Source organism: Actinomyces timonensis (genome assembly GCF_040702965.1).
GTDB classification, from domain to species: domain Bacteria; phylum Actinomycetota; class Actinomycetes; order Actinomycetales; family Actinomycetaceae; genus Actinomyces; species Actinomyces timonensis_A.
The window spans coordinates 239,014-251,522 of the sequence record NZ_CP159989.1; the positions used below are offsets into that span (position 1 = coordinate 239,014).

General features: G+C 73.0%; 7 protein-coding genes, 1 pseudogene and 1 riboswitch. Of the genes and pseudogenes, 5 read left to right on the plus strand and 3 right to left on the minus strand.

The window, feature by feature from the left end:
* The first annotated feature begins 51 nt into the window (after positions 1-51).
* Positions 52-1,794: a cation:proton antiporter gene (locus ABXS69_RS01010; RefSeq protein ID WP_366180775.1), complete on the plus strand. Its 1,743-nt coding sequence runs from the start codon at positions 52-54 to the stop codon at positions 1,792-1,794.
* A 45-nt stretch (positions 1,795-1,839) separates the two neighbouring features.
* On the opposite strand, the gene ABXS69_RS01015 is transcribed toward ABXS69_RS01010, so the two are convergent.
* The 3 genes from ABXS69_RS01015 to ABXS69_RS01025 form a co-directional block, all read right to left on the minus strand.
* Positions 1,840-3,903 carry an ABC transporter ATP-binding protein gene (locus tag ABXS69_RS01015; RefSeq protein WP_366180776.1) on the minus strand — a complete coding sequence of 688 codons (2,064 nt, stop codon included), beginning with the start codon at positions 3,901-3,903 and terminating at the stop codon, positions 1,840-1,842.
* An 8-nt stretch (positions 3,904-3,911) separates the two neighbouring features.
* Positions 3,912-5,645 carry an ABC transporter ATP-binding protein gene (locus tag ABXS69_RS01020; RefSeq protein WP_366180777.1) on the minus strand — a complete coding sequence of 578 codons (1,734 nt, stop codon included), beginning with the start codon at positions 5,643-5,645 and terminating at the stop codon, positions 3,912-3,914.
* Between the two features lie 216 nt (positions 5,646-5,861).
* The gene (locus ABXS69_RS01025) at positions 5,862-8,396 is read right to left on the minus strand and encodes a DEAD/DEAH box helicase (RefSeq protein WP_366181491.1); all 2,535 of its coding nucleotides are present in this window, start codon (positions 8,394-8,396) and stop codon (positions 5,862-5,864) included.
* A gap of 173 nt (positions 8,397-8,569) precedes the next feature.
* Positions 8,570-8,705: riboswitch (FMN riboswitch) on the plus strand.
* 103 nt (positions 8,706-8,808) lie between these two features.
* Between ABXS69_RS01025 and ribD the strand changes: the two genes are divergently transcribed.
* From ribD to ribH, 4 genes and pseudogenes are all read left to right on the plus strand, one after another.
* Positions 8,809-9,843: a bifunctional diaminohydroxyphosphoribosylaminopyrimidine deaminase/5-amino-6-(5-phosphoribosylamino)uracil reductase RibD gene (gene ribD / locus ABXS69_RS01030; RefSeq protein WP_366180778.1), complete on the plus strand. Its 1,035-nt coding sequence runs from the start codon at positions 8,809-8,811 to the stop codon at positions 9,841-9,843.
* 20 nt (positions 9,844-9,863) lie between these two features.
* Positions 9,864-10,529, plus strand: coding sequence for a riboflavin synthase (locus tag ABXS69_RS01035; RefSeq protein ID WP_366180779.1), 666 nt, complete (start codon positions 9,864-9,866; stop codon positions 10,527-10,529).
* On the plus strand, positions 10,526-11,776 hold the full coding sequence (ribB, locus tag ABXS69_RS01040) for a 3,4-dihydroxy-2-butanone-4-phosphate synthase (protein WP_366180780.1): 1,251 nt from the start codon (positions 10,526-10,528) through the stop codon (positions 11,774-11,776). The genes ABXS69_RS01035 and ribB overlap by 4 nt, the downstream gene beginning before the upstream one ends.
* A gap of 109 nt (positions 11,777-11,885) precedes the next feature.
* Positions 11,886-12,259, plus strand: a pseudogene (gene ribH / locus ABXS69_RS01045) (6,7-dimethyl-8-ribityllumazine synthase).
* Positions 12,260-12,509: the final 250 nt, after the last annotated feature.

A 12,509-nucleotide genomic window follows, 5' to 3' on the forward strand; every position in this document is an offset into this window, starting at 1 on the left:
GCTCCCACCCGGTCCTCGCCCGAGGGCCGACGATGAGAGGAGAGGGAGAGCATGGTCCACGCGTTCGTCTCGCTGCTGTGGATCGTCGTCGTCGCCCTCCTCGCGCCGATGATCTCCCTCAACATCCCGCATCGCATCGTCCCCGAGGCCGTGCTGCTCATCCTGGGAGGCCTGCTCATCGGCCCGGGCGCTCTGGCGATCGCCGATAAGAGCGAGCCCATCGAGTTCCTCTCAGAGCTCGGCCTGGGCTTCCTCTTCCTCATGGCCGGATACGAGATCGACGTCAACGAGCTGCGCGGCAGCGGCGGCCGCCACGCCGCCATCGCCTGGTTCGGCTCGCTCGCGCTCGCCTTCGCCACGGTCACCGTCGTGGGCGTGGCCGGTGGGCCCCTGTCCGCCAACGGAATCGCCATCGCCATCGCCATGACCTCCACCGCGATCGGCACCATCCTGCCGATCCTGCGCGAGCGCGGCCTCCTACCCACCGCCGTGGGCGCCGCGATCCTCAATCATGGCGCCGTCGGGGAGGTCGGCCCCATCATCCTCATGGCCCTCCTGCTCGGAAGCCGCTCCACCTGGCAATCCGCCGCAGTGCTCGCCCTCTTCCTGGCCATCACCCTGCTCATCGTGCGCTTCACCGACCGCGTCAAGGCCGCCGGGCAGCGCATCGTCGCCCTCATCCACCTCGGTGGCTCCACGACCGCGCAGACCACCATCCGCGTCACCGTCCTGCTCCTGGTGGGGCTGTGCGCGCTGGCCGAGGTCTTCGACCTCGACGTCGTGCTGGGTGCCTTCGCCGCCGGTTTCATCCTGCGCTACGCCGTGCCCGACGGGAACCGCGAGCTGGAGGAGAAGCTCGACGGCCTCGCCTACGGGTTCTTCGTGCCGATCTTCTTCGTCACCTCCGGCATGGCCATCGAGCTGGAGATCACCGCCGACTCGATGACCTACCTGGGCGCCTTCCTCGTGCTCCTGGTCCTCACCCGCGGCCTGCCGGTCTGGCTCGCCGCGCGCTTCGAGCGCCGACGCGACGGCCTGCGCGCCTACTCCCCGCGCCAGTGCCTGCAGATCGCCATGTACTCCACGACCGCCCTTCCGATCATCGTGGCCGTCACTCAGGTCGCGGTGACCGCGGGCGCCATGAGCGCGTCCATCGCCTCCACGCTCGTGCTCGCCGGCGCCGCGAGCGTCCTCCTCATGCCGCTGCTGGGCCTGGCCCTGGGCGCCGACGCCGACCATGTGCCCGCCGTCGAGGCCCTCGCCATCGTCCAGGGCCCGGTGGACTCGGTGGGCAGCGAGGTCAAGGGCGCCTCGACCTCAGCGATCCCACAGGAGGAGGACGAGGAGATCCGCGTGGTCTCCGAGCCCCGCCAGCCCGCGTACCCGGCGACGGCGGAGCATGGCCCCAACGCCGGCGCCGCTCAGGCCGCGGCTGCTGCTGGCCGGCCCGACGGCGGGGCCGCCCCGGCGCGCTCGGGCGGCACGGGCTGTCAAGCCCTCCCCCCACTGCCCAAGCCCCTGCCCGGGTCGCGCCGAGGTGAGTCTCGCGTCACCCGACTGGGCCTGAGCGAGGAGGAGGCCGCCGCCCTGGTCGAGCGGCTGCGCCGGGTGGAGGAGGAGCGGACTCACTGGCGCGAGCAGATGCGCCGCCAGGTTCGCCTCGACCGCGAGGAGTCCCAGCAGCGGCGCGCGGTCCTGCGAGCGCAGCACCGGGCCCAGGTCCGCAAGGAGCGGGCCGAACTGCGCGACATCAAGCGCCAGGCCCGCCAGGCGCGCCGCAACCGCGAGTCCTGACTCCCCATCCCGGTGCCGGCCCGTCCCGACCCCTCATACGGGCCCTCAGTCGGAGACCAGCTCCCGGCCGGCGAACTGGGCGGCGTGCAGCCGGGCGTAGGCCCCGCCGCGCTCCAGCAGCTCGGTGTGACGGCCCTGCTCCACGATGTCGCCGTGCTCCATGACGAGGATCGTGTCGGCGTCGCGGATCGTGGACAGGCGGTGCGCGATGACGAAGCTCGTCCGGCCCTCGCGCAGCCGGTTCATCGCCCGTTGGACCAGCAGCTCCGTGCGGGTATCCACCGAGCTCGTCGCCTCATCGAGGATGAGGACGGCGGGGTTGGCGATGAAGGCGCGCGCGATCGTCAGCAGCTGGCGCTCACCAGCGGAGACGTTAGCGGCGTCCTCCTCCAGGGGCGTGTCGTACCCCTGCGGGAGGGCCTTGATGATGTGGTCGACGAAGCACGCCTCGGCGGCCGCCTCCACGTCCTCATCCGATGCCCCGGGTCGTCCGTAGCGGATGTTCTCGCGGATCGTCCCCTCGAACAGCCACGGGTCCTGCAGCACCATCCCCGTCCGACGGCGCACCTCGTGGCGCGTCATCGACGCGATGTCCCGTCCGTCCAGGGTGATGCGGCCCCCGTCGAGCTCGTAGAAGCGCATGAGCAGGTTGACCAGGGTGGTCTTCCCGGCGCCCGTCGGCCCGACGATCGCCACGGTGTGGCCGGGCTCCACGCGCAGGGAGAGGTCCCGGATGAGCTCGGTGTCAGGCGAGTAGGAGAAGCGGGCGTGCTCCACCTCGATGACGCCGGCGCGGCCCGCGCCGTCGGCCGCACCCCCGGCCGCGCCGCCGGGGCCCCGGTCCTCACCGGCCGCGCCCCCGGCCTGCTCGGTCTCAGCGCCCTCGGCGTCCGGGACCTCCTCCTCGGCGTCGAGGAGCTCGAAGATGCGCTCGGCCGAGGCCGTCCCGGACTGCACCGAGGTGGCCATCCCGCCGAGCTCGCCCAGCGGCTGGGAGAACTGCTGGGAGTACTGGATGAAGGCCTGGACGCTGCCCAGGCTCAACGACCCCGAGGCCACCATGATCCCGCCGAGCACCGCGATCGCCACATACGAGACGTTCGAGATGACGAGCATGAGCGGCATCATGATGCCGGAGAGGAACTGGGCGCGCAGCGCCGAGCGGTAGAGCTCGTCGTTCTCCTCGGCGAAAGCGTCCCGCACCGTCTGCGTGCGCCCGTAGACCCGAACGAGGGCGTGCCCGGAGAAGGACTCCTCCACACGGGTGTTGATGCGGCCCGTGCGCGCCCACTGGTGGGTGAACGCCTTCTGGGAGCGCGGCCCGATGATGCCGAACACTCCGCCCATGAGCGGGATGATGATGAGCGCCACCAGTGCCAGCTTCCAGGAGATCGACAGCATCATCCCCACGACTCCGATCACCGTGAGGATCGAGGTCAGCGCCCTGGACAGCGACTGCTGGAGCGTGTTGGTGACGTTGTCGACGTCGTTGGTGACGCGGGAGAGCATCTCGCCGCGCTGCATCTGGTCGAAGTAGGACAGCGGAAGGCGGTGGATCTTGGTCTCCACCTGCTCGCGCAGCCGGTACATGGCGGTCACGGTGATGTGGTTGAGCAGGAGACCCTGCAGCCACATGAGGATCGCTGAGGCCACGTACAGCGCCAGGACGGTGGCGAGGATCGTGCCGAGGCGGTCGAAGTCGATGCCCTGGCCCGGCCGCAGGTCCATCGCGGCGGCCATGTCCGCCATGTCGGTCTCGCCCGCCGCGCGCAGCCCCTCGACCACCTCGGCCTTCGTGGCGCCCTGGGGCAGGCGCGAGGAGATGACGCCCTCGAAGATGACATTCGTGGCGCTGCCCAGCACCTTGGGCGCGGCCACGGACAGGACGATCCCCACGACGCTCGCGGCTGTGATGATCGCCAGCGTCCCCTTGAAGGGGGACAGCAGGCCGATCATGCGGCGGAAGGAGGGCCAGAAGGCCTCCGCCTTGCCCGGCGGTGGGCCGGAGTGCCAGTCATCGGAGGAGGCCTGCGCCGAGGCGGCGAGCCTGAGGTCCTCCTCGCTCAGCTCGGTAGCGCCGTCCGCGCGGCCGGTGCTCTTCGCGCTCATCCCGCGGCTCATGCGGCCACCTCCTGTCCCAGCTGGGAGGAGACGATCTCCTGGTACACCCCGCAGGTGGTCAGCAGCTCCTCATGCGTGCCGGTGCCGACGAGCCGACCGCCGTCGAGCACGAGGATCTGATCGGCGTCGGTCACGGTGGTGATCCTCTGGGCGACAACGATCTTCGTCACCCCCGCCGTGGCGGGAGCAAGGGCCGCGCGCAGACGGGCGTCCGTGGCCACGTCGAGCGCGGAGAAGGAGTCGTCGAAGATGAGGATGTCCGGGCGGCGCACGAGGGCGCGGGCGATGGCCAGGCGCTGGCGCTGCCCGCCGGAGACGTTCGTGCCTCCCTGGGTGATGACCGCCTCCAGGCCGCCGTCCATCCCCTCCACGAAGGCGCGGGCCTGGGCGGCCTCCAGGGCGGCCCACAGCTCGTCGTCGGTGGCCTCCTCGCGGCCGAGCCGCAGGTTCGTGGCGACCGTGCCGGCGAAGAGGAAGGGCTTCTGGGGGACCAGGCCGAGGGTGGCCCACAGGGCCTCGGGCTCGGCGCGGCGCACGTCCACGCCGCCCATGAGCACCTCGCTGTCGGTGGCGTCGACGAGCCGGGCCAGAAGAGCCACGAGCGTGGACTTGCCCGAGCCGGTGGAGCCGACGATCGCCGTCGTCGACCCGGGGGCGACGCGGAAGGAGATGCCGGTGAGAACGGCCGCCTCGGCGCCGGGGTAGGAGAAGGTGACGTCGCGCAGCTCCACGCCGCCGGGCTCCGGGAAGGCGGTGACGGCGTCGTCCGCGATGGTGAGCGAGGGGTCGACGGCCAGGACCTCGCTGATGCGCTCGGCGCAGACGGCCGCGCGGGGGATCATCATCGTCATGAAGGAGGCCATGACGATCCCCATCAGGATCTGCATGAGGTAGGCCATGAAGGCGATGAGGGTGCCGACCTCCACCTCGCCAGAGCCCACGCTCTGCCCGCCGTACCAGATGACTCCCACGATGGTGACGTCCAGGACGAGCATGACCAGCGGGAACAGGGTGACGAAGAGGCGGCCCACGCGCTCGCCCACCCATGCCATGTCATGGTTGACGACAGCGAAGCGCTCGGTCTCGGCCCGCTCGCGCACGAAGGCGCGCACCACGCGGATACCGGTGAGCTGCTCGCGCAGGACCCGGTTGATGCCGTCGAGCCGGTCCTGGTAGGAGCGGAAGAGCGGCACCATGCGCCACACGATGAGGCCGACGATCACCAGCAGGACCGGCACGCTCACGGCGATGAGCCAGGCGAGGCCCGGGGCGCGCGTGACCGCCATGATGATGCCGCCCACCGCCATGATCGGCGCCATGACGAGCATGGTGCAGCCCATGAGGACGAGCATCTGGACCTGCTGGACGTCATTGGTGTTGCGGGTGATGAGGGAGCCGGCGCCGAAGGAGGAGACCTCCCGCTCGGAGAAGGAGCCGACCCGGTGGAAGATCTGGGCGCGCAGGTCCCGCCCCAGGCCCATGGCTGATCGCGCCGCCAAGTAGGTGGCGAGCATGGTGCAGGCGCCCTGGGCGGCGCTCACGGCGAGCATGAGTCCGCCGGTGCGCCAGATGTAGCCGGTGTCGCCGGCGGCCACGCCGCGGTTGATGATGTCCGCGTTCAGGGTCGGCAGGTAGAGCGAGGCCATGACCTGCGCGAACTCGAGGACGAGCACGCAGGCCAGAAGGCCGTAGTAGGGGCGCAGGTGCGTCCGCAGCAGGTGTGTCAGCACGAGAGTGAGCCTAGCCCTCTGACACCGCGTCAGGGGAGGGTCCGCCCAGGCTCAGTCAAGGGGCGAATGGCACGCTCGGAAGGGCGCTCGGGGTGGGGCATCGTTGGAATGACGCGGATTGTGATGAGGCACGAAATCTCCCGTGTGCATTCGATGGGGAGGATGCACACGGGAGACTCCGTTGGAGACGGGCTCCGACGTGATCGCAACGAAAAGTCAGGGTGCGTGCGGGGCTGAGCGTGCCGACCGCGCGGCCTGGGCGAGCAGGCGCAGCAGGGCGATGGCGCCGGCCTTGTCCAGGGGCTCGTTGTTGTTGCCGCATTTGGGGGACTGGATGCAGCTGGGGCAGCCGGTGGCGCAGCGGCACTGGGCGACGACGTCAAGCGTGGCCTCTAGCCAACGCGCCCCGGCGCGGTGCCCGCGCTCCGCGAATCCCGCGCCCCCGGCGGCGCCATCATGGACGAACACGGTGGGGCGCATGGTCTGGGGGTGCAGGGCGGTGGACAGCCCGCCGATGTCCCAGCGGTCACAGGTGGCCAGGAGGGGGAGGATGCCGATGGAGGCGTGCTCTGCGCCGTGCAGGGCGCCGGGCAGCCGAGCCGGGACGACGCCGACGGCCTCGCAGGCCTCGAGAGGGATCGTCCACCAGACGGCGGCGGTGGGCAGGACGCGCTCGGGCATGTCCAGCGTGTGCTGGGAGACTACCTCCATGCGGGGCAGGGCGAGTTTGTTGTAGCCGGTGACTTGGCTGGTGACCTCCACGCTCCCGAGGCTCCAGGTGAGGCCGTCGCCCCAGGTCTCGGCGCTCCGCTCGGCGAGGATGCGCACGCTGGAGCGCTCACGGGCCCGGGTCCGGTAGCCCACGGCCAGGCGCGGGGTGACGATGGCGGCCTCCTCGGTGAGCTCCTCGACGAGGTAGGCGCGCCCCTGGTGCATGTAGACGGCCCCGGCATGGAGGGAGGAGTCGGCGCTGGCGCCGGGCGCGGTGCCGATGACGGTGCCGGAGGCGGACTCGACGATGGGGACCTCGGGCGGGCCGTCCCCGCGCAGGGTGGTGAGGTCCTGGGGGCGCCCGGGCAGGGCGGCGTTCCAGAACCAGCCTGCGGGGCGCCGCCGCAGGGCCCCGCGCTCGGCGAGGTCGGCCAGGAGGCTCTCATCAGGCAGGCCGAAGAGGGCGAGGTCGGCCTCACGAAGGGGGGCCTCGGAGGCCGCCGCGCACAGGTGCGGGGCGAGGACGTAGGGGTTGACGGGGTCGAAGACGGTGGCCTCGGGGGCGGTGAGGACGTCCTCGGGGTGATGGACGAGGTAGGCGTCGAGGGGGTTGTCGGAGGCGATGAGGACGGCGACGCCGGGGCTGCCCGCGCGTCCGGCGCGCCCGGCCTGCTGGCCCAGTGAGACGCGGGTGCCGGGCCATCCGGCGATGAGGACGGCGTCCAGGCCGGTCACGTCGATGCCCAGCTCGAGGGCGTTCGTGGTGGCCAGGGCGCGCAAGCGGCCCTGGCGCAGGTCCGTTTCCAGGGCGCGGCGCTCCTCAGGCAGGTAGCCGCCCCGATAGGCGGCGACGGCGTCGGCCAAGTCGGCCAGCGGTGGGCCGGAGCGGGTGAGGATGCGGCGCGCGTGCTCGGCGACGATCTCCGCGGAGCGGCGCGAGCGCACGAAGACGAGGGCCTGGGCGCCGGCGCTGAGAAGGTCGACGAGGACCTCGGAGGCTTCGGCGGTTGCCGAGCGGCGCGGCGAGGGCGGGGCCGGGGCGCCGGGGGTGCCGGCGTCCGGGTCAGGGACGGCCGCGGCGACGGCGGGGTCGGCGCCCCACGGATCGATGAGGGCGGGCTGCCAGAGGGCCAGTGCGCGCTCCCCGGCGGGGGCGCCGTCGTCCGTGATGGCCACGACATCGGCGGGCGGGGCCCCGATGAGGCGCGCGGCGGTGAGGGCGGGCTCGGCGGCGGTGGCCGAGGCGGCGAGGACCGTGGGGCCCGGGGAGTCCGGGCTCAGGCGGCGCGCGAGGCGCAGGAGGCGGCGCAGGACGAGGGCGACATGCGCCCCGAGGACGCCCCGGTACGCGTGGCACTCGTCGACGACGACGTAGCGCAGCGAGCGCAGGAAGCGCGCCCAGCGCTCATGGCCGGGCAGGAGGGAGAAATGGAGGAAGTCGGGGTTGGTCAGGACGATGTCGGCGTGGGCGCGGGCCCAGTCGCGCTCGGGCAGGGGAGTGTCCCCGTCGCAGGTGCTGGAGCGCAGTATGGGGCGCGACGCGCTCGCGGTGCCTGCCTGGACGGCCTCGATGCGGGCGGAGAGGCGGTCGAGGGCGGCGGCCTGATCGGCGGCGAGGGCCTTTGTGGGGGCGAGGTAGAGGGCGGTGGGGCGGCGGCCGTGAGCGGAGATGCGGTGGCTGGTCCCCTCGGCGTGAGCGGCGCGCTGGGCGCTGAGGATGTCGGAGACGGCGGGGAGCCAGGCGGCCAGTGACTTCCCGGAGCCAGTGCCGGTGGCGATGACGGTGTGGTGGCCGGTGTGGAGGGAGTCTGCGGCCTGGGCCTGGTGAGTCCAGGGCCGGGGGATGCCAGAGGCGGCCAGGGCGGCGACGAGGGCCGGGTCGGCCCAGGACGGCCAGTCGGCATGGCGGGCCGGCCGGGCGGGCGTGCGCTCGAGGTGGACCAGCCTGCCGTCGCGCGCGCCGATCGTCTCCAGCAGCGTGGTGAGGTCGCGCGCGGGCAGAGGCGCAGCCGGGGTGGGCGCTGCGGTGGCCTGCTCGATGGGCTCCGCGGGTGGCTCAGGACTCACCGCCCCAGTGTGCCGTAGGCCGACGAGCCCGGCCCTCCGCGGCGTCCCAGACGCGGTGAGGCGCCCGTTCCTGCCCGGCGGCTCGTCCGGGACGGCCTTCGTCCATCGCCCCTGGCGCGCTCCCACCGCCTGTGGCAGACTGCTTGCGTCATGTCCCGGGGACGGTGAGATTCCGTACCGGCGGTCACAGCCCGCGACCCGGTGGCTGAGTTCGCTCAGACGCCGGCTGATCTGGTGGAACTCCAGAGCCGACAGTCAAAGTCTGGATGGGAGGGCACATGATCGCGCTGGCCGCGCTGGCCGCATCCGGGGCCGCCTTCCCAGCGCGCCGCGCCTAGCGCGCTCGCGCCCTCCCTCGCCCCACAGCCGGCGAGAGGAGCGAGAAGTGAGTGGCGAGAATCAGCGCGAGCCCGCCTGGACCCCCGCTGAGCGCGAAGCCATGTCCGCGGCCCTCGACGCGGCCCGCCAGGGGCCCCGCGGCGCCAATCCCCTCGTCGGCGCGGCCATCCTCATCGACGACCGGCTCATCGCCGTCGGCCACCACCGGGGCGCTGGCACACCCCATGCGGAGGTCGACGCCATCGACGCGGCCCGTCGCGCCGGGGCGGACCTCGCCCGCGCCGAGCTCCTCGTCACCCTCGAGCCCTGTGGCCACACCGGCCGCACCCCTCCCTGCGCCTGGGCCATCATCGACGCCGGCATCCCCCGCGTCGTCCATGCCATCGACGACCCCAACCCCACCGCCGCCGGTGGGGCCGCCGCCCTGCGCGCCGCAGGCGTCCAGGTCCGCGGCGGCCTCCTGGCCCCCGAGGCCGCCGCCCTCAACGCCCGGTGGCTCGAGCGTGCCCGCGCCCACCGCCCCTTCGTCACCGCCAAGACCGCCATGACCCTCGACGGCCGTATCACCGCCGCCGACGGCACCAGCCAGTGGATCACGGGCCCCGCCGCCCGCGCCTCCGGCCACGACCTGCGCTCCCGCGTGGACGCGATCCTCGTCGGCTCGGGCACCCTCGCCGCCGACAACCCCCGCCTCACCGCCCGCGCCGACGGCGCCGCCCGCCAGCCCCTGCGCTGCGTCATGGGCCTGCGCCCCGTCCCCTCGGATGCCGCCCTGCGCGCCGACGACCACTGGCTCCACCTGCCCACCCGCGACCCCCACGAGGCCCTCGCCGACCGCGGAATCGGCCACGTCCTCGTCGAAGGAGGCGCCACCGTACTGACCGCCTTCCTCGCCGCGGATCTCGTCGACGAGCTCGTCGTCCACATCGCGCCCCTCCTCCTGGGCTCCGGCCGCTGCGCCGTCGGCGACCTCGGCATCGCCACGCTCGCGGGGGCTCACCGCTTCCACCCCGACTCCCCGCCCTCCCTTCTCGGAGACGACCTCGTCATCCGCTACACAGCCTCCCCACGCGCCCACTGACCCCACCAGGAAGGACCCTCATGTTCACAGGCATCATCGCGGGCACGGGCACCGTGCTCGACCTCGCGCCTACCGACCGCCCCGGCGTCACCCGGCTCGTCATCGACGCGGGCGACCTCATCGCCGACCTCCCCGACGGCGGCTCGCTCGCCGTCAACGGGGTCTGCCTGACCGCCATCCCGCTCGCCCCCGCCGCGAGCCACGCAGCCCCCGGCGCCTTCGCCGCCGACCTCATGGGCGAGACCCTCCAGCGCACCGCCCTCGGCTCCCTCAGCGCCGGCAGCCGCGTCAACCTGGAGCGCTGCGTGCCCGCGGGCGGCCGCCTCGACGGCCACATCGTCCAAGGGCACGTCGACGCCACCGGCACCGTCATCGCCGTCGATGAGCAGGGAGGATGGACCCTCATGCGCGTCGCCATCCCCGAGTCGCTGGCCGGGCAGGTCGCCGTCAAGGGCTCCATCGCCGTCGACGGGGTCTCCCTGACCGTCACCGGCGTGAGCCCTGCCGACGAGCGCGAGCCCTGGCTCGAGGTCGGCCTCATCCCCGCCACCTTGGCCACCACCACCCTCGGTGAGGCGCGAGTGGGTGCCCTCGTGAACCTGGAGACCGACGTCGTGGCCAAGTACGTCGCGCGCCTCGCCGCCGTCGGGGCCGCCCGCTCCGCGCGGACGGGAGAGGCCGCATGAGCGCCGTCGAGATCCCCGCCGAGTTCGACGACGTCGCCCGCGCCGTCGGGCAGCTCGCCGCCGGGCGCCCCGTCATCGTCACCGATGCCGCCGACCGCGAGAACGAGGGCGACCTCATCGCCGCGGGTGGCCCGCTCACGGCGCAGACCCTCGGCTTCCTCGTGCGCCACACCTCCGGCTACATCTGCGCCCCCATGACCCGCCAGCGCGCGCGGAGCCTCGGCCTGGACCTCATGGTCCCCGACAACCAGGACCCCCGCGGCACCGCCTACGCGGTCAGCTGCGACGCCGCCAGTGGCGTGACCACGGGCATCAGCGCCGCCGACCGCGCCCTGACCATCCGCGCGCTGGCCGATCCCGACTCCACCGCCACGAGCCTGCGCCGGCCCGGCCACGTGCTGCCCCTCATCGCCCGCGCCGGCGGCGTCCTCGAGCGCCCCGGGCACACCGAGGCCGCTGTGGACCTGTGCCGCCTGGCCGGCCTCGAGCCCGTGGCCGCTATCGGTGAGATCGTCGACGGCGCCGGCGCCCTCATGCGCGCCGACGCCCTGCGCGCCTTCAGCGCCGAGCACGGCCTGGACATGCTCTCCATCGATCGCCTCGCCGCCTGCCTGCGCGGCCTGTCCACCTTCCTGCGCAGCGAGGCCGTCGAGCTGCCCACCGACCGCGGCGTCTTCGAGGCCATCGCCTGGAGCCGCGCGGACCAGGGGGATCCGACCGCCTCGGGGGACTCCCGCGCCGAGCACCTGAGCCTCGCGGCCCCCGGCGCCCGCCCAGCCCCGGTGCCCCTCGTGCGCCTGCACTCCGAGTGCCTGACCGGTGACGTCTTCGGCTCCCACCGCTGCGACTGCGGCCAGCAGCTCGACGCTGCCATGGCGCGCGTCCAGGCCGAGGGGGGCGCCGTCATCTACCTGCGGGGCCACGAGGGGCGTGGGATCGGCCTGGTCAACAAGCTGCGCGCCTACCACCTCCAGTCCCAGGGCGCGGACACGGTCGAGGCCAACGAGCTCCTCGGCCTGCCCGGTGAGGTCCGCGAGTGGCGTGACGCCGCGGACATCCTGGCCGAGCTCGGGCTGCGCCGCATCCGCCTGCTCACCAACAATCCCCTCAAGGTCGAGGCCATGCGGAGCGCTGGGATCGACGTCGTGGGCGCCGAGCCCCTGGAGATCCCCGCGCGACCGCAGAACCTCGCCTACCTGCGCACCAAGCGCGACCGCATGAACCACGCTCTCAACCACCTGTCCTGAAGGAGGAGCCATGTCTGGATCCGGAGCGCCCGCCACCGCCATCACCCCCGGCCTCGCCGGCCGCCCCCCGCGCCTGGCCATCGTCGCCGCCCAGTGGCATGACGCCGTCATGAACGGCCTCATCGACGGCGCCACGCGCCTGGCCGCTGAGGCGGGCATCACGCCCGACATCATTCGTGTCCCCGGCAGCTTCGGCTGCCCCTGGGGGCGCAGCGGGCCGCGGCGGACCACGACGCGGTGGTCGCCCTCGGCGTCGTCATCCGCGGCGGCACCCCGCACTTCGACTACGTCTGCGATGGTGCCACGGCCGGCCTCATGCGCGTCATGCTCGACACCGGCGTCCCCGTGGGCTTCGGCCTGCTTACCTGCGAAGACGAGCGGCAGGCGCTCGATCGGGCCGGCCTGGAGGGGTCCGTGGAGGACAAGGGCCGGGAGGCCGCGGCCGCCGCCCTGGCGATGGTGCTCGGCGCGGGTGCCGCCTGAGTCCCGAAGTGGCGAGGTTTGAGGATTGCTCGGCTGATCGAAGGGCGAATCGCCCTGGAGGCAATCCAGTGCATGCCTTTGACCTGCGGCGATGCGAGAAGTGGCATAACGTCAGAAAAAGGAATCCTCAAACCGCGCCACATCGGCCGCCGCGCGAGTGGTGGCGGGGCCGCCGCGCCGCCCGGGCGCCGGGCGCGTGGCGCGCATCTCAATCCACACTCCTCGCATCGGTTGGCCGACCGCTTCTCCT